This is a genomic window from Mesorhizobium argentiipisi (SeqCode) (genome assembly GCF_037179585.1).
GTDB lineage: Bacteria > Pseudomonadota > Alphaproteobacteria > Rhizobiales > Rhizobiaceae > Mesorhizobium > Mesorhizobium argentiipisi.
This window is the reverse complement of record NZ_JAPYKO010000019.1, coordinates 83,369-109,627: the sequence shown is the minus strand read 5'-3', so window position 1 is coordinate 109,627 and position 26,259 is coordinate 83,369. Positions and strand designations below refer to the sequence as shown.

General features: G+C 60.8%; 30 protein-coding genes and 4 pseudogenes. 23 read left to right on the top strand and 11 right to left on the bottom strand.

What is annotated here, in order from left to right; all coding sequences use genetic code 11:
- Positions 1-78: 78 nt before the first annotated feature.
- The 13 genes from O7A05_RS23715 to O7A05_RS23655 all read left to right on the top strand — a co-directional run bounded on the left by O7A05_RS23715 (position 79) and on the right by O7A05_RS23655 (position 10,400).
- Positions 79-276 (top strand): DUF680 domain-containing protein, encoded by a 198-nt coding sequence (locus tag O7A05_RS23715; protein WP_027164757.1) that lies wholly within the window; start codon positions 79-81, stop codon positions 274-276.
- Between the two features lie 478 nt (positions 277-754).
- Positions 755-1,738 carry a P-type conjugative transfer ATPase TrbB gene (trbB, locus tag O7A05_RS23710; RefSeq protein WP_337095352.1) on the top strand — a complete coding sequence of 328 codons (984 nt, stop codon included), beginning with the start codon at positions 755-757 and terminating at the stop codon, positions 1,736-1,738.
- The gene (locus tag O7A05_RS23705) at positions 1,735-2,067 is read left to right on the top strand and encodes a TrbC/VirB2 family type IV secretion system protein (RefSeq protein ID WP_337095351.1); all 333 of its coding nucleotides are present in this window, start codon (positions 1,735-1,737) and stop codon (positions 2,065-2,067) included. Before trbB ends, O7A05_RS23705 begins: the two co-directional genes overlap by 4 nt.
- Entirely contained in the window at positions 2,067-2,348 is a 282-nt protein-coding gene (locus O7A05_RS23700) for a VirB3 family type IV secretion system protein (RefSeq protein ID WP_027164760.1), read from the top strand. The genes O7A05_RS23705 and O7A05_RS23700 overlap by 1 nt, the downstream gene beginning before the upstream one ends.
- A gap of 10 nt (positions 2,349-2,358) precedes the next feature.
- Positions 2,359-4,812 carry a conjugal transfer protein TrbE gene (trbE, locus tag O7A05_RS23695; protein ID WP_337095350.1) on the top strand — a complete coding sequence of 818 codons (2,454 nt, stop codon included), beginning with the start codon at positions 2,359-2,361 and terminating at the stop codon, positions 4,810-4,812.
- The gene (trbJ, locus tag O7A05_RS23690; RefSeq protein ID WP_337095349.1) at positions 4,809-5,567 is read left to right on the top strand and encodes a P-type conjugative transfer protein TrbJ; all 759 of its coding nucleotides are present in this window, start codon (positions 4,809-4,811) and stop codon (positions 5,565-5,567) included. Before trbE ends, trbJ begins: the two co-directional genes overlap by 4 nt.
- 11 nt (positions 5,568-5,578) lie before the next feature.
- Positions 5,579-5,902, top strand: a complete 324-nt coding sequence (gene trbK-alt / locus O7A05_RS23685; RefSeq protein ID WP_337095348.1) for a putative entry exclusion protein TrbK-alt — start codon at positions 5,579-5,581, stop codon at positions 5,900-5,902.
- Between the two features lie 2 nt (positions 5,903-5,904).
- Positions 5,905-6,882, top strand: coding sequence for a P-type conjugative transfer protein TrbL (gene trbL / locus O7A05_RS23680; protein WP_337095347.1), 978 nt, complete (start codon positions 5,905-5,907; stop codon positions 6,880-6,882).
- Between the two features lie 65 nt (positions 6,883-6,947).
- Complete coding sequence (locus tag O7A05_RS23675) at positions 6,948-7,280, top strand: TrbL/VirB6 family protein (protein WP_337095346.1); 333 nt, start codon at positions 6,948-6,950, stop codon at positions 7,278-7,280.
- Positions 7,281-7,283: 3 nt separating this feature from the next.
- Positions 7,284-7,973, top strand: coding sequence for a conjugal transfer protein TrbF (gene trbF / locus O7A05_RS23670; protein ID WP_337095345.1), 690 nt, complete (start codon positions 7,284-7,286; stop codon positions 7,971-7,973).
- Positions 7,970-9,031 carry a P-type conjugative transfer protein TrbG gene (gene trbG / locus O7A05_RS23665; RefSeq protein ID WP_337095344.1) on the top strand — a complete coding sequence of 354 codons (1,062 nt, stop codon included), beginning with the start codon at positions 7,970-7,972 and terminating at the stop codon, positions 9,029-9,031. The genes trbF and trbG overlap by 4 nt, the downstream gene beginning before the upstream one ends.
- Positions 9,028-10,173 (top strand): TraB/TrbI/VirB10 family type IV secretion system protein, encoded by a 1,146-nt coding sequence (locus tag O7A05_RS23660; protein ID WP_337095343.1) that lies wholly within the window; start codon positions 9,028-9,030, stop codon positions 10,171-10,173. Before trbG ends, O7A05_RS23660 begins: the two co-directional genes overlap by 4 nt.
- Positions 10,174-10,175: 2 nt before the next feature.
- Positions 10,176-10,400, top strand: a complete 225-nt coding sequence (locus O7A05_RS23655; RefSeq protein WP_337095342.1) for a DUF2274 domain-containing protein — start codon at positions 10,176-10,178, stop codon at positions 10,398-10,400.
- Here O7A05_RS23655 and O7A05_RS23650 read toward each other — a convergent pair.
- Positions 10,397-11,356 carry a LysR family transcriptional regulator gene (locus tag O7A05_RS23650; RefSeq protein WP_337095370.1) on the bottom strand — a complete coding sequence of 320 codons (960 nt, stop codon included), beginning with the start codon at positions 11,354-11,356 and terminating at the stop codon, positions 10,397-10,399. The two genes, O7A05_RS23655 and O7A05_RS23650, sit on opposite strands and share 4 nt — an antisense overlap.
- A gap of 168 nt (positions 11,357-11,524) precedes the next feature.
- Here O7A05_RS23650 and O7A05_RS23645 point away from each other — a divergent pair, with 168 nt between their 5' ends.
- From O7A05_RS23645 to O7A05_RS23605, 8 genes and pseudogenes are all read left to right on the top strand, one after another.
- Positions 11,525-11,761: a helix-turn-helix domain-containing protein gene (locus O7A05_RS23645; RefSeq protein ID WP_240564938.1), complete on the top strand. Its 237-nt coding sequence runs from the start codon at positions 11,525-11,527 to the stop codon at positions 11,759-11,761.
- A 302-nt stretch (positions 11,762-12,063) separates the two neighbouring features.
- Positions 12,064-12,318 (top strand): ABC transporter permease subunit, encoded by a 255-nt coding sequence (locus tag O7A05_RS34495; protein ID WP_415927047.1) that lies wholly within the window; start codon positions 12,064-12,066, stop codon positions 12,316-12,318.
- Entirely contained in the window at positions 12,315-12,722 is a 408-nt protein-coding gene (locus tag O7A05_RS34490; RefSeq protein ID WP_415927046.1) for an ABC transporter permease subunit, read from the top strand. The genes O7A05_RS34495 and O7A05_RS34490 overlap by 4 nt, the downstream gene beginning before the upstream one ends.
- A 12-nt stretch (positions 12,723-12,734) precedes the next feature.
- Positions 12,735-13,484: an ABC transporter permease gene (locus O7A05_RS23635; RefSeq protein WP_337095341.1), complete on the top strand. Its 750-nt coding sequence runs from the start codon at positions 12,735-12,737 to the stop codon at positions 13,482-13,484.
- A 52-nt stretch (positions 13,485-13,536) separates the two neighbouring features.
- A pseudogene (locus O7A05_RS23630) lies at positions 13,537-14,384 on the top strand (transporter substrate-binding domain-containing protein).
- Between the two features lie 79 nt (positions 14,385-14,463).
- Positions 14,464-15,713: pseudogene (locus O7A05_RS23615) on the top strand (CapA family protein).
- Complete coding sequence (locus tag O7A05_RS23610) at positions 15,698-16,234, top strand: helix-turn-helix domain-containing protein (RefSeq protein WP_337095337.1); 537 nt, start codon at positions 15,698-15,700, stop codon at positions 16,232-16,234. The pseudogene O7A05_RS23615 and the gene O7A05_RS23610 overlap by 16 nt, the downstream one beginning before the upstream one ends.
- Before the next feature lie 235 nt (positions 16,235-16,469).
- Positions 16,470-16,879: pseudogene (locus tag O7A05_RS23605) on the top strand (IS1 family transposase); the annotation flags it as partial.
- Here O7A05_RS23605 and O7A05_RS23600 read toward each other — a convergent pair.
- Genes O7A05_RS23600 through O7A05_RS23595 form a run of 3 tightly spaced genes read right to left on the bottom strand, consistent with a single transcriptional unit; the run spans position 16,849 to position 17,820 of the window.
- Positions 16,849-17,112, bottom strand: a complete 264-nt coding sequence (locus O7A05_RS23600; protein ID WP_337095369.1) for a CBS domain-containing protein — start codon at positions 17,110-17,112, stop codon at positions 16,849-16,851. The pseudogene O7A05_RS23605 and the gene O7A05_RS23600 sit on opposite strands and share 31 nt — an antisense overlap.
- A 13-nt stretch (positions 17,113-17,125) precedes the next feature.
- Positions 17,126-17,434 carry a site-2 protease family protein gene (locus O7A05_RS34485; protein WP_415927045.1) on the bottom strand — a complete coding sequence of 103 codons (309 nt, stop codon included), beginning with the start codon at positions 17,432-17,434 and terminating at the stop codon, positions 17,126-17,128.
- A 5-nt stretch (positions 17,435-17,439) separates the two neighbouring features.
- Complete coding sequence (locus O7A05_RS23595; RefSeq protein ID WP_337095336.1) at positions 17,440-17,820, bottom strand: site-2 protease family protein; 381 nt, start codon at positions 17,818-17,820, stop codon at positions 17,440-17,442.
- Between the two features lie 651 nt (positions 17,821-18,471).
- On the opposite strand from O7A05_RS23595, the gene O7A05_RS23590 reads away from it, so the two are divergent.
- On the top strand, positions 18,472-19,473 hold the full coding sequence (locus tag O7A05_RS23590) for a ribonuclease Z (RefSeq protein ID WP_337095335.1): 1,002 nt from the start codon (positions 18,472-18,474) through the stop codon (positions 19,471-19,473).
- 137 nt (positions 19,474-19,610) lie between these two features.
- On the opposite strand, the pseudogene O7A05_RS34480 reads toward O7A05_RS23590, so the two are convergent.
- The 7 genes and pseudogenes from O7A05_RS34480 to O7A05_RS23560 all read right to left on the bottom strand — a co-directional run.
- A pseudogene (locus tag O7A05_RS34480) lies at positions 19,611-19,661 on the bottom strand (hypothetical protein); the annotation flags it as partial.
- On the bottom strand, positions 19,658-19,924 hold the full coding sequence (locus O7A05_RS23585; RefSeq protein ID WP_337095334.1) for a hypothetical protein: 267 nt from the start codon (positions 19,922-19,924) through the stop codon (positions 19,658-19,660). The pseudogene O7A05_RS34480 and the gene O7A05_RS23585, both read right to left, overlap by 4 nt.
- Positions 19,925-20,296: 372 nt before the next feature.
- Complete coding sequence (locus O7A05_RS23580; protein WP_337095368.1) at positions 20,297-20,791, bottom strand: RES family NAD+ phosphorylase; 495 nt, start codon at positions 20,789-20,791, stop codon at positions 20,297-20,299.
- An 11-nt stretch (positions 20,792-20,802) separates the two neighbouring features.
- Complete coding sequence (locus O7A05_RS23575; protein WP_027164788.1) at positions 20,803-21,153, bottom strand: antitoxin Xre/MbcA/ParS toxin-binding domain-containing protein; 351 nt, start codon at positions 21,151-21,153, stop codon at positions 20,803-20,805.
- A 206-nt stretch (positions 21,154-21,359) separates the two neighbouring features.
- The gene (locus O7A05_RS23570; RefSeq protein ID WP_337095333.1) at positions 21,360-22,766 is read right to left on the bottom strand and encodes a hypothetical protein; all 1,407 of its coding nucleotides are present in this window, start codon (positions 22,764-22,766) and stop codon (positions 21,360-21,362) included.
- 1 nt (position 22,767) lies between these two features.
- The gene (locus O7A05_RS23565; protein WP_337095332.1) at positions 22,768-23,967 is read right to left on the bottom strand and encodes an MFS transporter; all 1,200 of its coding nucleotides are present in this window, start codon (positions 23,965-23,967) and stop codon (positions 22,768-22,770) included.
- A gap of 112 nt (positions 23,968-24,079) precedes the next feature.
- Complete coding sequence (locus O7A05_RS23560; protein ID WP_027164791.1) at positions 24,080-24,970, bottom strand: helix-turn-helix transcriptional regulator; 891 nt, start codon at positions 24,968-24,970, stop codon at positions 24,080-24,082.
- Positions 24,971-25,236: 266 nt separating this feature from the next.
- On the opposite strand from O7A05_RS23560, the gene O7A05_RS23555 reads away from it, so the two are divergent.
- Positions 25,237-26,235, top strand: a complete 999-nt coding sequence (locus tag O7A05_RS23555) for a class I SAM-dependent methyltransferase (RefSeq protein WP_337095331.1) — start codon at positions 25,237-25,239, stop codon at positions 26,233-26,235.
- Positions 26,236-26,259: the final 24 nt, after the last annotated feature.

Sequence of the window (26,259 nt, the reverse complement as noted above, 5' to 3'; positions counted from 1 at the left end):
CGGCGAGCTTACCGAAAGTGATTTTGCGGTCGGTGCATGAGGGGTTACTCTGCGTCATCCACGAATAAGGAGGATCGGATGAAAACCTTCCTTGCGACAGTCGCAGCATTGGGCCTGTCGATGTCGGGCGCAGCCGCAGAGTGCGCGTATCACCAATCAATGGCATCAGCAGCACAGGTCGACACGACCAAAACGGCCAGCGTTGAAAAATCCGACGTGGCGAAGACAACTGACGCGCAGCAGATCAAGAAACCAGCGCCGCCCAAGACGGAATAGCGGCTTGCCTGAAACAGTGGAGCGGCGAAGTTCAGAGCTCTCCGCAATATCTAGCCTGTGAGGTTGCCGCTAGAAGTCCGTTTCTGCCAGCGCTGGTCGGGTATGACCTGATGAAGGAGCCGTAGTGCCAGAACGCGACAGCCGAGACAGCGGCGGCTGGCCGGCTTAAAGGCGGGACAGGGTGGCCTGGCGCTGTATACGCATTCGCGTATTTCTTGCCAATATACGCTATCACGTATGGTGGCAGCTTATACGTAAACGCGTATGATATATCCAATATACGCGATCGCGTATGAAATCTGCCATTGCGTTCCCAACCTCATGGAAAGGCTATACGCGCGAGCGCCGTCCATCTCCTGTATTTACACGCCACGCTACGACGCCTCGATAAACCTGTTGCAGCAGCTAAGAATACCGTTCTCTTAATCATCCCCGACCGGGGACCGCCTGCATTGTTCCCGACCGAAACGGGGACAAAATGGCAGCTTTGCACAACCACACCGAACGACACGCGCGCAGTTCGCGCATGCTGCGCACCGCGCTCGGTCAAGCCATCAGCCGGTTCCTCGACGATCCGGCAATCGTCGAAGTGATGTTGAACCCGGACGGCCGAATCTGGGTGGATCGGCTTTCGGAGGGTCTGGCTGACACGGGCCAGATGCTGCCGGCCGCCGATGGCGAGCGCATTGTGCGTCTGGTCGCTCACCATGTTGGCGCCGAGGTGCATGGCCGTTCTCCGCGCGTCTCGGCTGAGTTGCCGGAAACCGGCGAACGCTTCGAGGGGCTGCTTCCGCCCGTCGTTTCAGCGCCCGCCTTCGCGATCCGCAAGCCGGCAGTCGCTGTGTTCACGCTCGAGGACTATGTCGCGGCGGGCATAATGACCGCCGGCCAGAAGGCCACGTTGCGCGCCGCAGTAGTGGGCCGCGCGAACATCCTTGTGGCGGGCGGCACGTCCACCGGCAAGACGACGCTGACCAATGCCCTGCTCGCCGAAGTGGCGAAGGGGTCGGATCGCGTCGTCATCATCGAGGACACGCGCGAACTGCAATGCTCCGCGCCCAACATGGTCGCCATGCGCACCAAGGATGGCGTCGCATCGCTCGCCGATCTGGTCCGCTCCTCGCTCCGCCTTCGTCCCGACCGCATCCCCATCGGCGAAGTGCGAGGCTCGGAGGCGCTTGACCTTCTGAAGGCTTGGGGCACCGGGCATCCCGGCGGCATCGGCACCATCCACGCCGGCTCCGGCATCGGCGCCCTGCGGCGTCTCGAGCAACTCATCCAGGAAGCCGTCGTCACCGTTCCGCGCGCCCTGATAGCCGAAACCATAGACATGGTCGCCGTTCTATCCGGACGCGGTTCTGCGCGCCGGCTCACCGAGCTCACCCGGGTCGAAGGACTTGGTCCCGACGGCGACTATCGCACTTCCCAAGCCAGTCAGAACAATGAAGGAGACAATTCATGATCCGCGCTCTCTCCCGAGGCTACCGGCGTATCGCCGCTTCAGGCACGACGCTCTTCATCAGTCTCTTTGCCGCCTCGGCCGCCAATGCCGCCGGATCGTCAATGCCGTGGGAGCAGCCGCTGGAGAAGATCCTTCAGTCGATCGAAGGTCCGGTCTCCAAGATCATTGCCGTGATCATCATCATCGTGACCGGACTGACGCTCGCCTTCGGCGATACTTCCGGAGGTTTTCGGCGACTGATCCAGATCGTCTTTGGCCTCTCGATCGCCTTCGCGGCGTCCAGCTTTTTTCTGTCGTTCTTCTCATTTGGCGGTGGAGCGCTGATCTGATGGCGACCGCTTTCGAACAGATCGACGCGGTGCCGGGATATGTGGTCTCCGTTCACAGAGCTCTGACCGAGCACATCCTGCTCGCCGGCGCGCCGCGTTCGATAGCGATCATGAACGGCACCCTCGCAGGCGCGGTCGGCCTCGGCCTGCGGCTGTGGCTGGTCGGTCTCCTTCTCTGGGCGCTCGGACACTTCACGGCGGTGTGGGCCGCAAAGCGCGATCCGCTCTTCGTTGAAGTCGTCCGGAGACATCTGCGCCTTCCCGCCCACCTGTCGGTTTGAGGGCGCGGCCATGATGAACCTTGCTGAGTTTCGCCGGGACGCCAGCCGCCTGGCCGACTACCTGCCTTGGGCCGCGCTCGCGGCGCCTGGTGTGGTGTTGAACAAGGACGGGAGCTTTCAGCGCACCGCAAGGTTTCGCGGTCCGGACCTGGATTCCGCCGTGGCGGCAGAACTGGTGGCGGTCGCCTCGCGCATTAACAACGCCTTTCGTCGTCTGGCCTCCGGTTGGAGCATTTTCGTCGAGGCGCAGCGCCATGAGGCGGCGACCTATCCCGACAGCCAATTTCCCGATCCCGCCTCCGGCCTGGTCGACGCAGAGCGCAAAGCCGACTTCGAGGAGGAGGGCATCCACTTCATATCGAGCTACTTCCTCACCTTCCTCTACCTGCCGCCGGCTGAAGATGCGGCGCGGGCGGAGACTTGGCTCTACGAGGGGCGCGAACAGTCCGGCGTGGATCCTCATGAGATCCTGCGCGCGTTTGTCGACCGCACCGATCGTGTTCTCTCGCTTCTCGACGGCTTCATGCCGGAATGCCAGTGGCTCGACGATGCCGAGACGCTGACCTACCTGCATTCGACTGTCTCGACGAAACGCCATGGGGTGCGCGCCCCGGAGACCCCGATCTATCTCGATGCGCTGCTGGCGGAGCAGCCTTTGACTGCCGGGCTCGAGCCGCGCCTTGGCGACCAGCATCTGCGCGTTCTCACCATTGTCGGCTTTCCGACCGCAACGACGCCAGGCCTGCTCGACGATCTGAACCGGCTCGCTTTTCCCTATCGCTGGACGACACGCGCGATCCTGCTCGACAAGTTCGACGCTACCAGACTGCTGAGGAAGATCCGACGGCAATGGTTTGCCAAAAGGAAGAGCATCGCCGCGATCCTGAAGGAAGTCATGACGAACGAGGCGTCCGTGCTCGTGGACACGGACGCCGCCAACAAGGCCGCGGACACCGACATCGCCTTGCAGGAACTCGGCGCTGACGTTGCGGGCGTGGCCTACGTCACCGCGACCATCACGGTCTGGGACGCCGATCCGCATTTGGCGCAAGAAAAACTGCGCCTTGTCGAGAAAGTCATTCAGGGTCGCGACTTCAGCGCCATGCTGGAAACGGTCAATGCCGTCGATGCCTGGCTTGGGTCATTGCCCGGGCATGCCTACGCCAATGTCCGCCAACCGCCCATCTCGACACTCAATCTCGCCCACATGATCCCCCTCTCTGCCGTGTGGGCGGGGCCGGAACGGGACGAGCACCTTGGCAGTCCTCCCTTGCTATATGGCAAGACCGAGGGCTCGACCCCGTTCCGGTTGTCCTTGCATGTCGGCGACGTCGGCCACACCCTGGTGGTCGGACCCACCGGCGCTGGCAAGTCCGTGCTGCTCGCGCTGATGGCGCTGCAGTTCCGACGCTATCTGCACAGCCAAGTCATCGCTTTCGACTTCGGCGGCTCGATCCGCGCCGCAGCACTCGCCATGGGCGGTGACTGGCACGATCTGGGCGGGCTCACCGAGGGGAGCCAGGCTTCCGTGTCGCTCCAGCCTCTCCAGCGCGTCCACGACACCTACGAGCGCGCCTGGGCGGCCGACTGGATCGTGGCGATCCTTGCGCGCGAAGGCATCCCCATCACCCCCGATGTCAAGGAGCACATCTGGACCGCTCTGACATCGCTCGCCTCAGCGCCGGTCGACGAGCGCACCATCACTGGCCTCAGCGTGCTCTTGCAGGCGAACGACTTGAAGCAGGCCCTGCGGCCTTATTGCGTTGGAGGCCCATACGGCCGGCTGCTCGATTCCGAAGCCGAGCATCTCGGCGCGGCATCCGTGCAAGCCTTCGAAATCGAGGGTCTTATCGGCACCGGAGCAGCACCTGCTGTTCTGTCCTACCTGTTTCACCGCATAGGCGACCGGCTCGATGGACGGCCGACTCTTCTGATCATTGACGAGGGCTGGCTCGCGCTTGATGACGAAGGTTTTGCCGGCCAGTTGCGCGAGTGGCTGAAGACGCTGCGCAAGAAGAACGCCAGCGTCGTCTTTGCCACCCAGTCATTGTCCGACATCGACAGCTCCGGCATCGCGCCGGCGATTATCGAAAGCTGCCCAACCCGGCTGCTGCTGCCCAACGAACGCGCGGTCGAACCGCAGATCACGGCGATCTACCGCCGCTTCGGCCTCAACGACCGCCAGATCGAGATCCTGGCGCGCGCGACGCCAAAGCGCGACTACTATTGCCAGTCGCGCCGCGGCAACCGTCTCTTCGAGCTCGGCCTTTCCGAGGTCGGTCTCGCGCTCTGCGCCGCTTCGTCCAAGACCGACCAGGCTCTCATCGCCAGTGTTGCCATCGAGAACGGCCGGGACGGTTTCCTCGCGGCATGGCTGCGCGCCAGAAACGTCGCCTGGGCCGCCGACCTCATCTCCGCCCCGCAAATCTCTGCCCCGCAACCCAAAAAGGAGCCCCAAACATGATTACCCGTCACGCCCGCGCACGCGCCCTTACGCTGGCCGCGGCCATGCTCGCCATGCCCCTTTCAGTATCGCCCATCGTTGTCAGGCCGGCGCACGCTTTCATCGTGTTTGATCCATCGAACTATGCCCAGAATGTGCTGACGGCTGCCAGATCGCTCCAGCAGGTCACCAACCAGATCACCTCGCTGCAGAACGAAGCCCAGATGCTGATCAATCAGGCCCGCAATCTGGCGACCCTGCCCTTCTCCTCGCTCCAGCGATTGCAGCAATCGGTGCAGCGCACTCAGCAACTGCTCAACCAGGCGCAGAACATCGCCTTCGACGTCCAGCAGGTCGACAAGGTCTTCCAGCAGCAATACGGCAGCGTGTCCCTGTCCAAGTCCGATCAGCAACTCGTCGCTGAAGCGCGCTCGCGCTGGCAAAACACGGTTGGCGGCCTCCAGGACGCCATGCGGGTTCAGGCCGGGGTCGTTGGAAACATCGACACCAATCGCGCCCAGATGTCTGCGCTGGTCGGCGCCAGCCAATCGGCGATCGGCGCGCTCCAGGCGACGCAAGCCGGCAACCAGCTTCTGGCGCTTCAGGCTCAGCAACTCGCAGACCTCACGGCCGTCGTCGCCGCGAACGGCCGGGCAGCGGCACTGACAGAGGCCGAACGCGCCGCGGCCGCCGAACAGGGTCGTGAGCAGCGGCGGCGCTTCCTCGTCCCGGGATCGGGCTACCAGGCCGGCAATGCGGCGATGTTTAACCGCTGAGGTCCGGGACCATGGATGGCAAGACCCTCGTTCGCATCGCCGGCGTCATCTTCGTCGCGTTCGCCGTGACGGCGACCGCGCTCGAAATGACCCGCAAGAAGGAAACATCGCCTGGATCCGTCCGCCCGCCAGCGTTCCCAGCGCCGAGTGCGCTTCGCGAGGGTCTTCGCCGCTGCCAGAGCCTCGGCGAGGCTGCCTTGCTCGATCGCGATTGCTCGCGATTGTGGACCGAACAGCGCGATCGCTTCCTTGGCTTCAATCCGCCATCGGGTAACGCCGCGCCCGGGTTGGCCTTGCCGCACTCGCCGGATGCGACCGGGCAGGGGGCGCGATAGGCATGGGTGGCACCGGCGTCATTGATCAGTTCCTCGGCACATTTACCCGTTACATCGACAGCGGCTTCGGCCTGCTTGGCGGCGAAGTCGCATTCATCGCCACCACGCTCATTGTCATTGACGTGACGCTCGCCGCACTTTTCTGGAGTTGGGGCGTCGATGACGACATCCTCGCGCGGCTCGTCAAGAAGACTCTTTTCGTCGGCGTCTTCGCCTATCTGATCTCCAACTGGAACAGCCTTGCCCGGATCGTCTTCGAAAGCTTCTCCGGCCTCGGCCTCAAGGCAAGCGGCACCGGCTTCTCAGTGCAGGACCTGCTGCGGCCTGGCAAGGTGGCGCAGACCGGGCTCGACGCCGGACGACCATTGCTCGAGGCGATCTCGGGGTTGATGGGCTATGTGTCCTTTTTCGAAAACTTCATCCAGATCGCTTGCCTGCTCTTCGCCTGGGCGCTCGTCCTGCTGGCCTTTTTTATCCTGGCAGTGCAGCTCTTCGTCACGCTGATCGAATTCAAGCTGTCGACGCTCGCAGGCTTCGTCCTGATCCCTTTCGGCCTGTTCGGCAAGACGGCATTCATGGCCGAACGCGTGCTCGGCAACGTCATCTCCTCCGGTATCAAGGTGCTTGTTCTTGCCGTCGTCATTGGCATCGGCTCGACGCTCTTCAGCGAGTTCACCCAAGGCTTCGGTGGCGAAAACCCAACAATCGATCAAGCCATGGCGATCGTGCTGGCGGCCTTATCGCTGCTCGGTCTCGGCATCTTTGGCCCCGGCATAGCCAACGGCCTCGTCTCCGGCGGACCGCAGCTGGCGCAGGTGCTGCCGTCGGCACCGGCCTCGCCGCTGGCGGCATGGGGCTCATCGCTGGCGCGGCTGCCGGCCTCGCGACGAGGGGCGGAGCGGCGGCTTTCTCTGGAGCGACATCTGCGGCCCGAGGCGGCTCGTACTTGGCCGGGGGCGCATCGACTGCCTATACCTTAGGCTCTATCGGCCAGACTGGCGCCGCCGGTGTCGCCTCAGGCCTGAGCGGCGTTGCAAGCGCCGGCATGTCGGCCGCTGCCTCGCCGCTTAGGCGCGCCGCCGCTCAGGCCAGTCAATCGATGAAGTCAACTTTCACATCCGGCGTCAATTTTGCCGTCGAGTCCACCGGCGGATCGTCGACTCTGGGAACGCTGGGCGGGCCCGCCGCTTCGGCTAACCATCCTTCTTTCGGCCGCGCCACTCAGGCCAGGGCCGAGGCCCAAAGCCCACCTGACTGGGCCAAACGCATGCAGCGATCCCAGCGCCTGTCTCACGGCGTCCAAACCACTGCCCATGCCGTGCGCTCAGGCGAGGCCAACGGCAGCGGAACCTCCATTTCTCTTTCTGAAGGCAAGTGATCTATGAACATCTTCAAACGCCCCGCCGTTCACTACGGCAAGACACCACAACCGGAAACGCCTTACCAGAAAGCAGCGCAGGTTTGGGACGAGCGCATCGGTTCGGCCCGCGTGCAGGCAAGGAACTGGCGCATTATGGCCTTCGGATCGCTGATCCTGTCGGCTGGCCTTGCCGGCTCATTCGTGTGGCAATCGAGCCGAGGCACGGTCGTGCCATGGGTCGTGCAAGTCGATACGCTCGGACAGGCGCAGACGGTCGCGCCTGCGGCCGCCGACTACAAGCCGACCGATCCTCAAATAGCATGGCATCTTGCCCGCTTCGTCGAACAGGTCCGATCGATCCCGGCCGATCCGATCATCGTGCGCCAGAACTGGCTGCGCGCCTATGAATGGACCACCGACCAAGGTGCTGCGGCGCTAAACGACTATGCCCGCGCCAACGAACCCTTCGCCAAGATCGGCAAGCAGCAGGTCGCGATCGAAGTGTCCTCGGTCATCCGCGCTTCTGCGGCTTCCTTCCGCGTCGCCTGGACCGAGCGTCATTACGAAGACGGCCGACTTTCCGTCACCGAGCACTGGACCGCCATCCTGACGATCGTGATCCAGCCGCCAAACGACGCTGACCGGCTTCGGGCCAATCCGCTCGGCATCTACGTCAACGCCATCAACTGGTCGCGGGAGATGACCCAATGAAGCTGGCATTCCGTGTTTTGACCACTCCTGCTTTTCATGGACGCGCGTGCGCGGCGGTTTTGGTTTCGGGGGCCATACTCGGAGGCTGTGCCACATCTCAAAAGCCACCCCAGATCGCCTATGACGCCTTCGTGCCACCTTTGCCATCGGTCCCGGCTCTCGCCACTGGTGAGAAGCCGAAACCGCTGCATGTGCCGCCGAGCTGGTCGCCGACGCATGGCGGTGCCGCCGGCAATACCCCGACGGCGCGTGTCGAGAATGCCAACGCCGCCGCCCGCGTCCAGCCGCGGCGCGAGGGCTATTACAACGCCATCCAGATATATCCCTGGAGCGAAGGAGCCCTCTACCAGGTCTATGCCGCGCCCGGGCAGATAACAGATATCGCGCTCGAGCCGGGTGAGAGCCTTACTGGCACGGGGCCCATCGCAGCGGGCGACACTGCACGCTGGATCATCGGCGACACCGAAAGCGGTGCCGGTGATACGCGGCGCGTCCATGTACTGGTGAAGCCCTCGCGCGCCGACATCACCACCAACCTCGTCATCACCACCGACCGTCGCAGCTACATGATCGAGCTTCGGGCGGATCAAAAGCCTTACATGCCGGCCGTGGCATGGGCGTATCCGGTTAAGCCGGCCGGACACCAGCCGACCAGCCTTGCGACGCCAATCATCCCTGACCTCACCGCGCGCAACTATCGATATGCCCTCACCGGCGACACGCCACCGTGGCGGCCGGTCGCCGTCTACGACGATGGCAGGCGCGTCTACGTCGAGTTTCCGCGCGGGATCGTGCAGGGCGAGATGCCACCGATCTTCGTCATTGGTCCGGATGGCGAAGCCCAGATCGCCAACAGCCGTGTCTTCGGAAACGTCCTGATCGTCGACCGTCTCTTCGGCGCAGCTGAACTGCGTCTTGGCAGCGGCAAGCGCCAACAGATCGTCCGGATCTTGCGTAGTGATGGGGCACCAACCCGTCGACTGCCGCCGATGCCAGGCTTCGGTGCGGCGCCGAAAGTCACGAACGTACCGAGACAACAGGGAGGGCAGGGGGCATGAACGAGAACCAAACCGCCGCTCAGCCGATGCGGCTGCGCGCCGAGCCGGCGCGTGTGACCCGGCTGTCACGCAAAGTGCTCGCAGGCATTGGTTGCGTTGCATCGCTGGGCGTCGGAGGCGCACTGATATATGCGCTTCAGAGCCGCGATATCGGCACCGACGGCAAGGAGCTCTACTCGACCTCCAATCGACAGCCCGCCGACGGCCTGGCTGGGCTGCCACGCGATTATACCGGCCCCGTCCTTGGGCCGCCGCTGCCCGGCGATCTCGGGCGGCCGATACTCGACGCCCAGAACAAAGGGCAGCCCGTGGTGCCGCCAAGAATCGCGCCCCCCACGGTCGACGAGGCAGAGCAACGCCGGCTGGCTGAAGAAGAGGCCGCCCGGACGTCGCGTGTCTTTTTCCAGACGGGAGCGGTGGCCGCAGCCGCGACCGAGGGGCCCGGCAATAGCGCAGTGCCGGACCTCTCCGGAGCCGGCATGGCAGGAGGCCAGACGGCGCAGGATCGCCAACTGGCATTCCTGAACGCGGCGGCCGACCGACAGACGGTGACGCCCGATCGCGTCATGCCTCCGGCATCGCCATATGTTCTTCAGGCTGGCGCCGTCATCCCAGCGGCTCTGATAACTGGCATTCGCTCCGACCTGCCCGGTCAGATCAGCGCGCAGGTGACGGAGAATGTCTATGACAGCCCAACAGGCCGGGCGCTTTTGATCCCGCAAGGGACGCGCGTCATCGGTCAATACGACAGCGGGGTTGGTTTCGGGCAGCGTCGCGTGCTGCTCGTTTGGAGCAGGCTCATCTTCCCGAACGGCCGCTCGATTGTTCTAGAGAGGCAACCTGGCGCGGACGGGCAGGGCTATGCCGGCCTGGAGGACGGCGTCGACTACCACTGGAGCGAGCTCTTCAAGGCGGCCGCTCTCTCGACCATACTCAGCGTTGGGGCGCAGGCTGGCTCGTCCGGTCAGGAGAGTGACATCGGGCGGGCCTTGCGCAGCGGCGCTTCCGACAGCGTCAGCCAGGTCGGCCAGCAGGTCGTTCAACGTCAGCTCGAAATTGCGCCGACGCTCACCATTCGGCCGGGATTTCCGGTTCGCGTGATCGTCACCCGCGATCTTATGCTCGAATCCTATAGAGGTTGAAAATGGCCAAGCTGAAACTCGGACCAATCGTCGACGACAAACCAGTCAAAGTCACCGTGGAACTGCCAGCACCACTGCATCGCGACCTTACCAGATATGCTGAGCTCCTTGGACGCGAAGTGGGGCAGCCGTCTGCCGATCCCGTGCGCCTGATCGTGCCGATGCTCGAGCGCTTCATGGCGACGGACCGCGGCTTTGCAAAAGCAAGGCATGAGCGAAACGCTTAGCGTCGGATCGCTAGTGCAGGCCGAACCATATCGGGAGCTATATCGTTTGCCGGGAGACAATCTGCGAAAGCCGATCGGATCGCGTCGAGAGAGACCTCAAGGGTGCTGGAAAACGGCCTGCCTCTCTGCCAGATGGCGACGTAGTGATAGAGCGCCGATGGGTCGACCGGTCTTGCTTCCAACTCGAACGCTGAATATTCACGCGCGATTATCTCATTGGTGATCGAGACGCCGAGGCCGGCCGAAACGAATCCGACCTCGTAACCGTTGGAGTCATACTCGACCAGTATGTCCGGCTCGACACCAGCGAAGCGCAAGGCGTTGAAGTTCATTTGATGCGACGCGAATTCGGGGTCGATATCAACGATCGTTTCGCCTGCCAGGTCGTTCGCTTCGACACAAGCCTGCTTTGAGAAGCGGTGCTTTGGATGAAAGATGCATACGTTGCGCGCCGAGCCGAGCGGCGCCCACTCAAACAGGCAAAGATCCAAAGGCAGCCGAGAGATGCCAAGGTCCGCTCGACCGGACAGGATGTGCTCGCCCACCTGGTGATAGTTTCCTGAAATTGATCGGACACTGGCACCAGTCTTCGAATGGATTGTCGCGACGACCTTCGGCAAGGTCACGAAACCGAAGACCGCAGGTGCTGCGATTGCGACTTGTTGCCTCTCGTCGTTCTTCATCGCGAAGATCGACGCTTCCAGACGATCAAGGGACGTCAGCGCAAGGTCGACATTGCGCAGGAGTTCCCACGCCTCTCGCGAAGGAAGGATGCGGTTGGTCGATCTCTCAAACAGCGCGATGCCGAGGAGCGCCTCAAGCTGTTTGATGTGCTGGCTCACCGCAGGTTGGCTAATCCCGAGCGCGATAGCTGCTTGCCTCGTTGATCCGGCCCGCAGCACCGCGCGAAAGACCTGCAATTGTCGGAGCTTCAGGCCGCTCTGCAGCAACTCCATTTCGCGCCCTTCATAGGTGGTGTTCAAATGCGCGCCTTCGCCTCGAACAGGAGAACTGCCGTGTGAGCCCGGCCGCAATGTCGATGGTACAAGCCATTTATTACACCTTACAAGGCATAAAATAACCCTATATGTGGCAGAGAGTATCTGCCTGCCGATTGTGGACTCATGGTCAGTCCACGTCAGATTCGAGCCGCGCGGGCTTTGCTTGGTTGGTCGCAGCAGGAGCTTGCGGACAAAGCAATTGTGTCGCTGAATGCGCTGGCCCGGCTGGAAAATGGCAAGGTGGATTCCCGGATCAGTACTTTGCAAGCCATTGAGGCGGCTCTGACAAAAGCTGGCGTCGAATTTTTGTCCGCTGGTCAAAAGGGCGAGGGTGTACGGCTTCTAGATCCTCAGGCCTAACCGTCCAATTTCGTGGGACACTGATTGCCAACGGATGGGAACACCTTTGGACAAGATCGCTAGCGCATCCATTGGTCCGAGTTGTGCGTTGCAAAAAGGGCGCATCTATAATGCGTCGTTATCGCTAAAATTCTGAAAATTATAGATTGAACCTAAAATCGGTGTCGATAGATTTGGGAAATTCTGCAAAACAAATGCAGTTATCCCCTAGTTGATTTCGTAGTATCCGGCAATCAGCCCGGAGAAATGCCGCGCGGAGTACGCGCCATCATTGCGAAATCCAAAGTCGATGGAAGAGTCCAATGGGCGGTTTTACTGCTCAGTTTGCTACCGCTTTCTCGGTTACCGTGAGTCTCGGCCTTGTTAGCGGGTCTCTTGGCACGGTGATTGGGCTGCTGTTGGCCATGTCGAAGAGCTCTCCGGCTTCCCGTTTCAAGCCTGCGGTGACGGCCTACACGACGGTCGTTCGCGGTGTTCCAGAACTCCTCATCATCCTGGTCATCTACTTCGGGGGACCACCCTTGCCAGCAAGATCGCCGGCCGATATGTGGAAGTGAATGCCTTTACCGCTGGGGTAATTGCGCTCACGGTTGTCTTCAGCGGCTATGCCACTGAAGTCTTCCGTGGGGCGATTGCGGCCGTCCCTGCGGGACAGACTGAGGCGGCGAAGTCGCTGGGATTAAATGCTTGGCAGCGGTGGGCATTTGTCATTGGACCGCAGATGCTGCGGTTGGCATTGCCCGCCTATGGCAATCTTTGGATATCGCTCTTCAAGGACACCGCCCTGGTCTCGATCGTCGGCCTGACCGACATCATGCGTGTTGCCTATGTGGGCGCTGGATCGCTGCGCGCGCCGTTGGCATTCTATCTAGCGGCATCCGCGCTTTATCTCTCTCTGACGACGTTCACCTTGCTGTCGATCCGCTTGGCGGAGCGGCGCTACCCCGCTCTTGGTCGATAGGGGCGCTCCGCGATGAACCTCAGCTTGATGTTCGAGGCCATGATGGTGCTGCCGTCGGGTGTCGGCCTCACCCTGACCCTGACGGTCCTGTCGCTGGCAGCGGGCTTCATGTTGTCAGTTCCCCTGGCCTTTGCCCGCGCGTTTGGTCGGCCCGGCCTGTCTCTCGCAGTGCTGGCCTACACCTATGTCATTCGCGGAACGCCCATGCTCGTACAGCTCTTCCTGCTCTATTACGGCCTGGGCCAGATCGAAGCCGTTCGAGCGAGCGTCTTTTGGGTGGTCCTGCGAGATCCGTTCTGGTGCGCCTTGCTCGCTTTCTCCCTAAACAGTGCAGCGCACACGACCGAAATTCTATGCCGGGGCCTCCAGTCCGTGCCGAAGGGCGTCGTGGAGGCCGCCGTAGCGCTTGGCCTGAAACGCATCCAAATCGCTCGCCTTGTCACTTTCCCGGTCGCTTTCAGGATATCGCTCCCGGCTTACGGAAACGAGGTGGTGGGGATGATCAAGGGCTCGTCCCTGGCGAGCACCGTAACGCTGCTCGAGATAACCGGCATGGCCCGACAACTCGTGTCGTCCACGTTCGCACCCTACGAGGTCTTTATTGTTGCTGGAGCGATCTATCTGGCGCTCACGACACTCGCTGTGAAAGCGACCCAGTTCCTGGAACGTCGACTTTCCTCCGGCGACCATTCAAAGCTACGACGCAAGGCGCGGTTCCGACCGGCCTTGCCGAGACACCGGATCACCACGCCAGTGCCGTGACGCCGCAGCTTTGCTGCTGCCTTCCCACCGACCCAAACAAATGAGGTGCCTCATGCGCATTCGCTTAGCTATTGCTGTTTCTATCGCTTGCGTAATTCCAGCGTTGCCCGCCCGGGCCGGGACTGAAAGAACGATATCGATCGCCACCGAAGGCGCATCGCCGCCCTGGGACGGGACCGATGAGAACGGCAAACTTTACGGGTTCGATGTCGATGTCGGTCTCGAACTGTGCAATCGCATGAAGGTCAAATGCAGCTTCGTCGCACAGGATTGGGACGGGATCATTCCCGCACTGCTGGTCGGCAAGTACGACGTGATCATGTCCGGCATGGCCATCACCGACAAGCGCAAGCAGCAGATCGCCTTCTCGATCCCCTACGCCAGCGGCTTCAACCAATTCGTCGTGCGCAAGGAGCTTGGGCTCGATGCCGGCGACACCAAGGAACAGGTCAATCTCTCGACCATGGGTGACAAGCAGAAGACGACTATTGAGCGTGTCAGATCGACGCTAAGCGGCAAAGCCATTGGTGTCCTTCGTTCATCGAACTCTGAGGCTGTGGTGAAGCAGCTTCTCGGGGATGTCGTGACGGTTCGCAGCTATGACAGCCTCGACAATTTGAAGCTCGATGTTGCTGCTGGGCGTGTCGACGGCGGTCTGGCTGACTATTTCACATGGCGCGACTTCCTCGAAACCCATGATGGTTCGAGTGCAGTGTTCTTCGGTCCGGAACTGAAGGGCGGCCTTTGGGGACCGGCGTGGGCGCCGGTATGCGCAAGGACGATACCGAGCTGGTCAACAAGTTCAATGCGGCGATCGAGGCGGCAACCAGGGACGGAACAATCAAGGCGCTGAGCCTGAAGTGGTTCAAGGCCGATATCGCCCCAGCGTTGTCGAAATAGCCGAAGAACCGGCTTCGACTTCGATCTGGCGCTGAAAGCGTGTCAGCCCCATACCTTTATAACCCACAGAGCGAGTTCAATGATCGACCCTTTTTGCGCGGTCGTAACCGGCCAATCGTTGATCACGCATGACATCCGTCATGTCCAAGCCGAGCGGTTCCCCGAGATCGAACGCTTCCTCCAACAAGGTGACGTCGTCTTTACCAATTTCGAATCGACGATCCTCGGCCGACACGGTGGTTGGCCAACCAAGGGCAATACTTCGGTTACTCCGCGCCAGAGGTGCTGGACGCGTTGCAAGACGTCGGCTTCAACGCGCTTGCCTTGGCGAACAACCACGCATTTGACCTCGGCCCTTGCGGCATCCAGTCCACGCTGGAGGAAGTTGAGGCGCGGGGGTTCTTACACGCCGGGATCGGCATCGACGAAACACATGCTGCGAAGCTCGGCCGGCGCCATCTGGGTAATCGACAGGTTTCTCTGCTTGCGGTCGATGCCGGCCCTGGCCCGGCCAACATGTATGCAGCAAACCGTACCGCTTCCCGGCCTGCTCGTCCTGGCGTCAACCGGCTGACCACAGTGCGCAAGATTGCGGTGCCGGACGGGCATTTCCGGAGACTGGCTAGGCTTGGCGACCACTTGCAAAGTTCGCACTTCGAACTGACCAACTATGCGCAGCCGGACGATCCCCCTGAAGTGGCGGGCCAGGACATCAATTTCTACGGCACCGTATTCTCTCAGGCAGCCGACTTCGGTCGCCTGATCGAGATAGACCCGCGAAGCGCGGAGATACATTTGCGCGCCATCGGGCAGGCGGCCTCGCAAGGCGACTTCGTCATTGCCTATCTGCACCACCATCATTGGGAACCTGGTTGGCAGGATGTGCCGCGCTGGGTGCAGGCCTTTGCCCGGATGTGCGTCGACGCCGGCGCTGACCTCTTCGTCAGCCACGGCGCCCCCGTGCTCCAGGCAGTGGAAATCTACAACGGCTCGCCGATCTTTTATGGTCTCGGCAATTTTCTCTTCCACGTCCATCCCGACGAGAACGAGTGGGATCCGCCGGGAGTTTGGCAAAGCATTGTCGCAGCATGTCGTTACGATGCAAGCGGATGTCTCCAAACGATAGACCTTCTGCCCGTCGTGATTGGTGGAGGAAATCAGGCTGTCGCATCCGGAACAGGCAGATTGGTTCCAGTCGCCGCCACCGGAAATATAGCGCGAGATATTCTCGACGGTTTCACGATCCGCTCTCGGACCTTTGGCACCGCAATCTCGATTTCCGGATATTCCGGCACCATCATTGTGCCGCCTGCATGCAAATTCCGCTGAAGATCGACACCAACCAGTTCCGCCTGCGACGATCCTTTACCCGAGAATGGCTTCGTGGAGCATCGAAAGCATTGTCGAAGCCGAAACGCTCGAGACCAGCGCCAAAGATCGGGCGCGACCCTCACCCGGTCGATCTTCATGTCGGCAGACAGATCGCGACTGTTCGCGTGCAGTCGGACGTATCGCAGGCTCAGCTTGCCCGATCGATAGGTATCAGCTGTCAACAGCTCCAAAAATACGAGAATGCAACAAACCGCGTAAGTGCGTCCATGATCTACGAGATCGGCAAGTCACTGGGCGTGCCGGTTAGCCGTTTCTTCGAAGGTCTGCCGCAAAATGGGGGGAGGGATCATGAACCTTCACAGCTGCCGGTCGATCGGATTGGCTTCATTGCCAGCCCGGAAGGTCGGCGCCTTATCGAACGTCTCATTCAACTGTCTCCGCGGGTGCGAGCCCGCCTATCTGCTCTGATCGCCGCGGTCGGGGAAGAGTTGAGTGTCCCTCAATGCGATGAAAAGTAACGAGACGGCCGGCGAACAGGCGCCGGCTAAACGCAAGATGTTGGGTGGGGAGCCGGTTCGATCGAACCTGTTGCAGGGCAGCACCCATGACGCCGTCGCTTCCCCGCATCGAGCTCTTCGCGGTTCCGGGTGATCTATTGCCGCGATCGGCTCGGCATCCCAATGATGGGCTCAGCGTCAATGGCGGGCGATTTCTATTGGACATACCTATGGCTTGTCGGGCGCGCGGCTCGTCGGTCGCGAGGGCGAATATCCGCTGGCGTTCATGGATGACGTGAAGGACCGTCTTGCCAATCGCGTGCAGCTCACCACGGATGGCCACCGCGCTTATCTCAATGCGGTCGAGGAACCCTTTGGTGCCGACATCGATTATGCCATGCTTGTCAAGCAGTACGGCGAGCCGGAAAGCAACAAGTCGCCAGAGCGCCGCTATAGCCCGGCCGTCTGCACTGGTGCGACCAAGACGCGGATCGAAGGCAATCCCGATCCGAAACATGTCAGCACGTCCCATATCGAGCGCGCCAATCTCACCATGCGCATGGCGAACCGCCGCTTCACGCGCCTACCAATGCGTTTTCAAAGAAGTTCGAAAACCATGTTCACATGGTCGCCATCTACACCGTCTGGTATAACTTCATCAAAATGCAGAGCTTCTCATGATCGCGTACCACCGGGATATTTGCCACCATTGCCTCCATCACAGGAGCCTGAGCGCCGCGCTGCTGCAGGCCAGCGACAAGGCCCGTACGCGTCAGCACGCCGCGCAGCCTGCCGCCATCGTCGACGATCGGGAACTCGTGTTGCGTCGTGCGCAACAGCGCCTGTGCCGCCTCGTCGAGGGTCGCGGTCGACGGCAGGCTTTCGAACCGGCTGATCATGACATCGCGGACGTTAACGGCACGCGCCGCCGCCTCGAGCCCCATCGCCTGGGTTTCCGCCGTGGCGGCGAGGTAGACGAAGATCGCAACGAATATAAGCAGCACGTTGCCGACAACGAGACCGACGCGCGAAGGCGAAGGCGGCGAACTGACCAACGGTCCCTGCAATCTCTGTCGCGCGCACACGGTTGTAGCGCGTGGCGAGCAAGGCGCGCAGCACGCGCCCGCCATCCATCGGAAAGGCCGGAATGAGGTTGAACAGGACCAGCCAGATGTTGACACCGACAAGGCGAGCCACCAACGCGGCATGCGGGTTATCCATCGATGTCAGCGCGTCGACACCGACAGTGGCCCGAGCGCGAGGACGAGGAAAGAGGCAATGACGACATTGACCAGCGGGCCAGCGAGCGCGACTACGATCTCTTCCGACGGCTTCTCGGGCAGGCGCTCCAGCTCCGCGACGCCGCCGATCGGCAAGAGCGTGATCTTTGGAGTTCGGATGCCGTAGCGACTAGCGGCGGCATGGCCGAGCTCATGCAATACCACGCAGGCGAACACGGCGACGATGAAGCCGACGCCCTCGATCGCAGCCGACGTTCCACCCTCCTGGTAATAGGCGATGCCGATCCAGGCGAGCAGCAGCAGGAAGGTCAGGTGGATGCGGATCTCGGTGCCGCCGACACGGAGGATCTGGTAGGACCACTGCATGATGTGACTCCGTCGGGTCGGGAAGCAGGCCGCGCCCGCCGAGCATGAACCCGTTCGAAGTCGCGTCAACTGCCTCGTCATTCGTTCAAGCGCTTCGGCGAGCGGCGTCCGGCGGCCTATCGTTCGCGCGAGGGCGCGACATTCGCGCCTTTTCGGACGAACTGGCCGACAAGCGCTGGCAGCTTGCCGAGATCGAACAGTTCTGGCGCGCGACGTCGATGGTGTTAGGCCCGAGGAACCGCGGGCAGCGCCCACCTGCTCAACCGATCCGGTGCTCGTCGTCGATCAGTTCGAGTGAGGATGGGGCAGTGTCATCCCATCGCCATAGAACGCGATTCAAGTAGCCGATTACGGCGCCCTTGGCGAAGTTCGGCACGAGCAGGCCATTATAGCCTTGCGCGACGAGCTCGCGGGCAATTGTCTCTCATCTGATCGCGCCATATCGGGTCGGCGAGGGGCTAAGTCCATTGCGGCAAGAACAGTGGCATCGCCCGCATCCGTCGCGCCATCTTGACAGAGGGTAGACCCCAAAAAGTGAGAGTTTGCTCTGATTAGTCCTCCCAAGCGTCGCTACGCCTATTCGGACCGGCCGACGGAACGAACGGTACGCGTCCTGAATTTCTGGAGGATGCAACTGTCGCCATCTCTTCCATGACGCTTCTCGTCCAGCCGCGCCTGGTGAACGAGCCGTTTTCTGACCCGGGACTGCTTCTCGACTTCCGCTTCGGCGACAGGGCAGTCCTGTTTGACCTCGGCGATCTGTCGGCGCTTTCGCCACGTGAGATCCTTCGGGTTTCGCACGTGTTCGTGTCGCACATGCACATGGATCACTTCAGCGGGTTCGATCGTGTGCTCGGGGTGTCGCTCTATCGTGACAAGCAGGTCCATATCATCGGTCCGCCCGGACTGGCCGATGCCGTTGAGGCCAAGCTGAGGGCTTACACGTGGAACCTCCTCAATGAGCGTTCGCAGGACTTTACGATCTTCGCCTCTGACTGGACAGAAGAAGGCTTTGCCACCGCAGCCGCCTTCCGGGCGCGCAGGGCTTTCGCGCGGGAGGACTGGCAGAACCCGGGCACTCAGTTCCCCCTGGACGATCCGGAGTTCGTGATCGAAGCAGTTACGCTCGATCACGGTATTCCTTGCTTGGCCTTTGCCTTCCAGGAAAAACTGCGGGTGAACGTGCACAGGTCGCGTCTGGACGAACTTGGTCTTCCCGTCGGACCGTGGCTCACAAACGCCAAGCGGGCGGTGCGACGCGGCTCCGATGCGGCTACCGAGTTCACGCCGAGTGCGGGCAAGAAGGTGACGCTTGGGGAACTGCTGCGGGCTCAGGCACTGGTCTGTGCGCCTGGCCAACGCATCGCCTATGCAACCGATTTAGCCTTCGGTCCGCAGAACGTCGCACGTCTCGCCAATTTGGCGCGCGGCGCCGATCAGCTTTTCATTGAAGCCGGGTTCCTGGAGGAAGACCGAGACCTCGCAGCGTCGAAAAAGCATCTGACCGCCGCGCAGGCAGGCGCGATCGCCAGGCAGGCCGGCGTGATCGCCGCCCAACAGATGCATCTTTCGCCGCGGTATCTCGGACGCGAAGACGAGCTGCGGGCCGAATTCGAAGCTGGATTTTTCGGAGCTTCCGTTACAGCGAGATAAGGCTCGCCCCCCTCGTGAGGCCCAGCACGGTAGGAGCAAGTTAGCGCCTGCGAACTGGATGCACCTTCGGTGACGCGCGAATCGATGGCGGCAGCGAAGCCTGCATCCATCTCGTTGATGAAAATGCCCGCCGCCCATTGCCGCAACAGGAAGAGCTGCGTGTCGGTCAGACGCAGGAACTTGCTCACTGCTTGTTGGTGATCGGATTGTCGCCGGCAAGCAGCGGCATCAGCGGCAGATGATAGGTGCGCGTCGCTGGATTGGCGTCGAGCCGGAACAGGTTCTCCTCGCCGGGCTTGAGCAGCAGGTCGAAAAGATACTGGCGTGCGGGACGACCCTGATCGGTGGTGGCGTCCTTAGCTGCCGCGGCAAGCGCGCAGGTCCAGCAACTGGCCGCGCGTTCCAGGCGCGCACGTAGCTCCGGTTTGTCTTCGCCGAGATACCGGCTCATCACCTCGGTCCCGATCCGGAAGCGCTCGTAGAGATAGGTTCGTCCGTTGCGCTGTCGCGCCTCGATGGTGCCGACCAGATTGGAGGCCTTTCGTTGAGATGAAGACGCAGCAGGTCCTCATACGCCACCACAGCCGGACGACTGTGAGCTACAATTTCCATGTCTCTCTATTACTCGCCATGTGAGCATCAAAAAAATACTGATGCACACGGCCATCCCTTCGAGAGGCATAATCTTCGATATTCTGGATACGCCTTGAAAAACACCGATCGGGTGAGAAATCGCCGCCCTGCCGCTTCATGGAACGACCGTTTCCTCGGCCTGCCGCTCACTGCGGTCCTCATGGTAGTTTCGAGGAACCTGTCACCCAGATCAACCGAGCCGGTGCTCGTCGTCGATCAACTCGAGCCTGGACGGGGCAGTGTCACCCCATCGCCATAAAACGAGATTCAAGTCGCCGATCGCGGCGCCCTTGGCAAAGCTCGGCACGAGCAGGCCATTATAGCCTTGCGCGACGAGCTCGCGGGCAAATCGCTGTGTATGCGCCTCGCCATGGTCTCTCATCTGATCGCGCCATGTCGGGTCGGCGAGGGTCGACGCATCTAGGCCCATTGCGGCAAGAGCAGTGGCGTCGCCCGCATCGAAGACGGCCTCGATCTCGGCACGATAGCCAACCAGTGTTGTCGGCTGCAGATCGCCAACCTGGTTGGCTTCGCGCAAAGCCGTCAGGACCGAAGTCGACGCATAGAGTGCCGGCACCCCTTTGGCGTTGAAACGCCCTCCATAAAGTTCGGCCCCGCGTCCCGACATGGGCTCGCGGGCATACACTGGGTTGAGGGCGCGGTAGAGCCGGCCCGAATAGGAGATCGCGGCGATGCTCAGGCGTAAACCCCCGCATCAACCGCGTCGATAAAGTTGAGGACCTCATCGGCCCGTCCCTCACGAACGAGCTGCATGGCCGTCTGCCCCGAAAATCCCGGCAGCGGCTCGGAGCGATACCAAGCATAGGCCATGAGCGCGGAGCCAAATCGTGGCTCGACCTTGTTCACGATCTCTACCATCTCGCGCAGGCGGCGCTGCGTCTTGTCTGAACGCACCCGCTCTCGGCGCTGAACCGCGTCTTTCCCTAGACCCGCGGTTCGCGCGATCTCCTCGCTCGTGGTTCGGAAAGCGTCCGCGATCTTCTTGGGCGCGAACAACCCGTCATCCGCATACTGTGCCAGGCCCATTGGGGTATCTCCGTACGATGCCAACAATTATGACGCAATATAGCGTCATTATCACCGGCATTGCAAGGCCCTGCCAGACATCTTCGCGTCACGATGGGTGTTCGAGCGGCGTGGGCCCACTCTTTACTATCTCCGGTCTTCAACAATTGGCAGGCCTTGGATTGAAAGGGCGCGCCGCTAAAACCTCTGCAGGAAAGGAGCCTTCATCAGGACGCAGCAAACCGCCATTCCGCATCAGTGGGCGCGATCGTTTGATCTTGAAGTCGTCTGTGAAGTTCGAGCCAAGAAGGGTCGGAAACAAAGCTCCTCATGCTTCCGCACACGTTCATGAGCGAGACATCACCGATCCGCTCGATTATATGGCTGGTCTCTTTGCAGGTTGTGTCGCGCAAACAAACCAACGGATCATCTTCGCACTCAATTACCCTGTGCCCCCACGCTGCCGGCAAATCGTCCGTTGCCAGCGCATGTCGAAGATCCGGATCGGCGTTCGAGGCCGTGAGCGCGCGACACAAAATGTAGCGCATCAGAGGATAGTAAATAGGCTGATGACTTCCTCCGAGCGCGCGCACGCCGGGCAGGATCGACAAGACGAGGAAAACGAGGAAAAGGTTGGGGATCAGGCTGCGGTTTGCAAGTCGCTCAAGAATGTCTGGGGCCGCGAATCGGGCCACCTTCATTCCCGTCGCCAGGTGTACGAGCTCCCCGCCCCGCAGCCGCAGCGGCAGGCGCTTGCCGTTTTCATAAAGCCAAAAGAAATCGGTACCGCGTGCGAGCCACCCGCTCCAGGGGCTGGCCGCCAGCCTGTCGATCTCGGCCAGGATATTCGAAGCGAGCTTCGGGTCTTCAATCAGCCCCTTTCGTAGCCAGGAATCCTCGTCTGAAAGATGGTCTGCCACCAAGTCGGCGATATCCTCGTCGTCCATCTGGAGGAAGGCAATCCGGCTTCCGAACAGCTTCGGCCAAAGGCTGAGATTGGCTGCCTTGATGGCATGTGCTGGCCGCTCGAATTGCGATTTCGGCAGAAGGCTGCGAAGCAGCGCGAGTGCGTCTCCTTCAGCGTTCGGTTTCGCAGGAACCATCTCGAAACGGTAGGATCCCGGCCCGGCCAGAAGGCTGTATCCGATCATCCGGCTTCGGCTGAGGCCGAACACGTTGATAGGTTTCCCATCGAAGGTGAGCCAGCCTGGCCCCTTGCGCGGTTTTTCAACCAGGCTCACCGTCGAAACGGCGTAGGAAACATAGGTCGAGCAGCCATGGGCCGACAGGCCGAGGAGGCTGAAGAGATGCGTGTAGTAGGCTTCGGGCTCCATCAGGAGAAACAAATGTGGACCTGTCTGCAACACGCGGCGCTTTTCGAAATCCCTGCAGATTTCCGCGGCGGTGTCCCCCGACAAGCCGTTTCTTCGCGCCGCCTTCCTGATGAGGTCGAGCAGTTTGGCGAAGGACCGGAGCCGGATTTCTGGCATGGGACCCGCAGCCGGCGTTTCGAAGAGGCGGAACGCATAGTCGCGGACCGGTCGGGACTGAAAAGGTCTCGTCCACGGGTAGAGCGCTGCCAGCGACCCGAAGATTGCCCGTTTGGCGTCGGCGTCTGTTGCTAGCTCGTCCACCTCACGGTTCGTCCTTTTGCTGCGTGACACTTCTGCTCAAAAAAGAAGCACTGATGAGGAGCGCCACTCCGAAGCCAAAGAAGACTGTCGAAGGAGATACATGATCTCCCACAACCGCAGTGATGCTGAAAATGAACAACCCCAACGTCACAGCGAAACTATGCATGACGCCTTTGGCTCTGCCTATTGCACTATCGCATACTCGCGACTGCAATGTGACCTCAACGCTGACACGCCCAAGATTGTACAGAACCCCAAGTGCGGCGAAGACGATCAGCGACCACGGCAGGGGCATAACTAGCAATGCCATCAGCGAGAGCGCAGATGAGCTCAAAAGGGCGAAATCCAGTCCATGAGCACAGACTATTCGTGTCAGCTTAGCGGCAAGAACTGCTCCGATCAGCGAGCCAAGCGACCATGTCGCTTCGAGGTGGCCGAAATCGGCAGCGGTGCCCCTTTGTTCTTCTAAAATGAAGGCTGACCCCATCACGCTGACCAGGACCGCGCCCGCGTATGAGAGCGCATACACCGCAAAGAGGCGCAGTAGCCCCGCGTCAATGTCCAGGGCGGGGCTCCTGGCCCTTATGAAGCTGCCCGACGCCGGCTCGAGCCGTATCATGGACAGGCTGATTGCTGAAACAAGGAAGAAAACAGCAAGGACGGTGAACGCCAGGGCAGGGGAGCGTTCGCTGAGCAAGGGTCCGCAAAGCAGAGCCGCCCCGAGGCAGCCGAATTGCATGACGAAAAAAACATTGGAATTTGAGGCCATGAGATCGCCGCCCCGCACCATGACGGGGATCACCGACTGCGAACCTGTAAGAGCGACACGGTCACAAAAGGCGAAGAGGACCGCCGAGAGGCAGATTATTAGAAACGTGTCTTTGTAAGGGAGGGCGCAAGCTGTGGCGAGCAATATCACAAAGCGTGTGAGGTCTGCCGCGATAACTAGACGCCGCCGGTCAAATCGGTCCGCCGCCACGCCGACGAGAGGGCTCGCCACGAGTTCGGCCAAACTGACGATCGCAAGCACCGTCGCCACACTGGTGCTTCCGTACCCCGCCTCGACAAGGATCCAAGCGGATGCAACGTAATAGCCGTTTCGTCCGACAGCCGCCGACAGCGTACTGATCAGGAATCCGAGGAACGCCCGGGACCGGACTGACGGCCTTTGGTCACAACAAACTTGGCATGCCTCTGACATGGGCGGCGCGTCCAACCATTCGGCCGCTTCTCATACATGCTGCTGCCAAGTTTGCTTTACAGCGATGTCGGACTTTTCAATTCCTTGCTAAAATCAGCCAAACCGTCGGGTTCTATGTCTTGCACTTGCGTCGAAACTCGATCGGATTGGCGCCGAACGCTCGCTTGAAAGCGATTGTCAAATGACTTGAACTGGCAAAGCCGCATTCCATCGCGATCCTGGTCGCCGACAAGTTGGTCGATCGAAGCATCTCCGCGGACTGCTCCAATCGACGCCGCGCGATGAACGCATGCGGGGTCATCCCCGTCGACTGCTTGAAAGCCCTGCTGAAATGATATCGGCTAATACCAAGCTCTCTTGCCAGCTCGGCCAGCGTGAGCCTTTCGTCCGACAACGATTCAATCATTGCCAGCACGCGCTTGAGATCGAAAGCCGAAAGACCGCCCTTTGCCGGCTGATGGGCGGCTCGATTCAACCTGACCATCTGCACGAACAATTGCGCGACCTGGCCCTCCACCATCGTCGCGCTGATCGGATCGGGATATCTGAGCTCGGCGGCTATTCTCTGCAGTGCCGCTTCTATGGTGCTGTCACGAAAACCGATCCATGGTGGCAGTTCCGCCGCGCGGCAGAATGTTGATCCTCCAAAAGTCTGTTCGGCAAATTCCCGTTCGATTGATACCAGCAAATAGGATGCAATTGCGTCGCCCTCATCCCAGCCGGTCCACTCGCTCTCGGCGGGGATGTAGACTATCGAACCTGGCCGCCTTGCCGAGAAAGAAATCCGACGTCCATCGATGAAGTCTTCTCCACGGTGCGCAGCACCTTTTAGGTTCATTAGGAACATATGCCGGGGATGAGAAATCCTTGTCTCCTGTCGTTTTAGCCCCGTCCTGCTGACTAAATCGGCTCGTATGTTTCCCCAGCTCTCATACTGATGGGCCAGCGTCTGGTGCCGTGAAGGGCGCATCTTGTTCGGGTCCAGGCAAAAGGTTTCCGCCAATCGAAACGGCCTCCACATTGCGAGAAGATCGCCTGATGCTTTGTGCCGAACCATAGGTTGCCGGACAAATCACAAATAATTCTGGGTTGGTAGAAGATGTGGCTTTAGAGAAAAAACGGCGCTCGGATGAAAGCCGTCTGCAACATGCCTGTCTATGCGTCCATCCCGCCTATGCTCGACTGCATGGAATATTAAGTCGAGCTAATCTTTACTTCTGCGTCGAGCTTAGGCGTCTCACCGAAAAACGGTTGTGGAGGCATACTGCAATGCGCGGACTCGATGGGTTTCTGGCTGAATGCGACCGCGGACCGCGGATCAACGAGCTCAAAGACTTCTTTGCAGCGACTGCCGCCGGCCAAAACGGAATGCCTATCCGCAAGCCGGCGGTCGATTCTCGGCTGCTGCCTAGCGACGAGCTTCTTCGCGGTCTTGTCGGCCTGCACGCGGCCCGACAAGGCTTTTTCGACCAGCACTATCACGGCAGCATTCCTTATCGGTTGGAGGAGGAATGCCGAATGGCATACGCCATACTGAAATACGCGCGCTACCGCGAAGCGCCGCTGTCGCTATACAGCCTTGGGACAGCGGAGGGCACCATGGCCAGGACCCTGTCCGAGTTGTCCGGTGGAAGGATCCGCAGCCTCTCGTGCAGCCCCAACGCGGAAAACTACAAGTGCTTCATGGCATATGGCGAGCCGCCGGCTGCCGAGTTCTTCGTCGGGCCCTTTCATTGGCTGACCAAGGACGTTCTCAGCTCAGACGTGCGGCTGGCAAAGTTCGCGTCCGGATTCGATTTCATTCTGGAGGATACTACCTTCCAAATGTACTCGCCAAACAGAGTGAAGCAGATCGAGTTTGTGACCCAGCATCTCAAGGAAGGAGGTATCTTCCTTTTCGTCGAAAAGTTCCGTGCGGCTGACGAGAACGACTACAAGCGCCGCGAGCGGCAGAAGGATTTCGGCTTCAAGACACGCTACTTCCCGCAAGACGAAATCGAGAAGAAGAAGGACACAGTGCTAAAGACGATGTTCAACAACGAAGTGACGCTGAAAGAGATGTTCGACGCGGCGGGCGCGCGTTTCAATCACTGCGTGGTGACCTGGAATAGCGGAAATTTCTGCAGCCTTGCTGCGAGCAATAATAGTCAAAATCTCAACATGTACCTTTCGCAGATGGCAGACCCCGCCATTCCAAATGAGTATGTCTACGAACCCGGCTTATATCAGGCCACCGCCGACTACGATGCCGCCTTGCAGCAAAGGTGATGCTCAGGCGATGCCCCCTCCAGA

Bases quoted from the DNA above. Each gene is read 5' to 3' on its own strand.
- O7A05_RS23655 (WP_337095342.1), top strand. From the start codon at position 10,176: ATGGCCAAGCTGAAACTCGGACCAATCGTCGACGACAAACCAGTCAAA.
- O7A05_RS23600 (WP_337095369.1), bottom strand. From the start codon at position 17,112: ATGATCAGCCGGTTCGAAAGCCTGCCGTCGACCGCGACCCTCGACGAG.
- trbF (WP_337095345.1), top strand. From the start codon at position 7,284: ATGAACATCTTCAAACGCCCCGCCGTTCACTACGGCAAGACACCACAA.
- O7A05_RS23575 (WP_027164788.1), bottom strand. From the start codon at position 21,153: ATGGGCCTGGCACAGTATGCGGATGACGGGTTGTTCGCGCCCAAGAAG.
- O7A05_RS23660 (WP_337095343.1), top strand. From the start codon at position 9,028: ATGAACGAGAACCAAACCGCCGCTCAGCCGATGCGGCTGCGCGCCGAG.
- O7A05_RS23555 (WP_337095331.1), top strand. From the start codon at position 25,237: ATGCGCGGACTCGATGGGTTTCTGGCTGAATGCGACCGCGGACCGCGG.
- trbE (WP_337095350.1), top strand. From the start codon at position 2,359: ATGATGAACCTTGCTGAGTTTCGCCGGGACGCCAGCCGCCTGGCCGAC.
- O7A05_RS23635 (WP_337095341.1), top strand. From the start codon at position 12,735: ATGAACCTCAGCTTGATGTTCGAGGCCATGATGGTGCTGCCGTCGGGT.
- O7A05_RS23595 (WP_337095336.1), bottom strand. From the start codon at position 17,820: ATGCAGTGGTCCTACCAGATCCTCCGTGTCGGCGGCACCGAGATCCGC.
- O7A05_RS34495 (WP_415927047.1), top strand. From the start codon at position 12,064: ATGGGCGGTTTTACTGCTCAGTTTGCTACCGCTTTCTCGGTTACCGTG.
- O7A05_RS34485 (WP_415927045.1), bottom strand. From the start codon at position 17,434: ATGGATAACCCGCATGCCGCGTTGGTGGCTCGCCTTGTCGGTGTCAAC.
- O7A05_RS23650 (WP_337095370.1), bottom strand. From the start codon at position 11,356: ATGGAGTTGCTGCAGAGCGGCCTGAAGCTCCGACAATTGCAGGTCTTT.
- O7A05_RS23675 (WP_337095346.1), top strand. From the start codon at position 6,948: ATGTCGGCCGCTGCCTCGCCGCTTAGGCGCGCCGCCGCTCAGGCCAGT.
- O7A05_RS23705 (WP_337095351.1), top strand. From the start codon at position 1,735: ATGATCCGCGCTCTCTCCCGAGGCTACCGGCGTATCGCCGCTTCAGGC.
- O7A05_RS23590 (WP_337095335.1), top strand. From the start codon at position 18,472: ATGACGCTTCTCGTCCAGCCGCGCCTGGTGAACGAGCCGTTTTCTGAC.
- O7A05_RS23645 (WP_240564938.1), top strand. From the start codon at position 11,525: ATGGTCAGTCCACGTCAGATTCGAGCCGCGCGGGCTTTGCTTGGTTGG.
- trbL (WP_337095347.1), top strand. From the start codon at position 5,905: ATGGGTGGCACCGGCGTCATTGATCAGTTCCTCGGCACATTTACCCGT.
- O7A05_RS23715 (WP_027164757.1), top strand. From the start codon at position 79: ATGAAAACCTTCCTTGCGACAGTCGCAGCATTGGGCCTGTCGATGTCG.
- trbJ (WP_337095349.1), top strand. From the start codon at position 4,809: ATGATTACCCGTCACGCCCGCGCACGCGCCCTTACGCTGGCCGCGGCC.
- O7A05_RS23610 (WP_337095337.1), top strand. From the start codon at position 15,698: ATGCAAATTCCGCTGAAGATCGACACCAACCAGTTCCGCCTGCGACGA.
- trbB (WP_337095352.1), top strand. From the start codon at position 755: ATGGCAGCTTTGCACAACCACACCGAACGACACGCGCGCAGTTCGCGC.
- trbK-alt (WP_337095348.1), top strand. From the start codon at position 5,579: ATGGATGGCAAGACCCTCGTTCGCATCGCCGGCGTCATCTTCGTCGCG.
- trbG (WP_337095344.1), top strand. From the start codon at position 7,970: ATGAAGCTGGCATTCCGTGTTTTGACCACTCCTGCTTTTCATGGACGC.
- O7A05_RS23565 (WP_337095332.1), bottom strand. From the start codon at position 23,967: ATGTCAGAGGCATGCCAAGTTTGTTGTGACCAAAGGCCGTCAGTCCGG.
- O7A05_RS23700 (WP_027164760.1), top strand. From the start codon at position 2,067: ATGGCGACCGCTTTCGAACAGATCGACGCGGTGCCGGGATATGTGGTC.
- O7A05_RS23585 (WP_337095334.1), bottom strand. From the start codon at position 19,924: ATGAGCCGGTATCTCGGCGAAGACAAACCGGAGCTACGTGCGCGCCTG.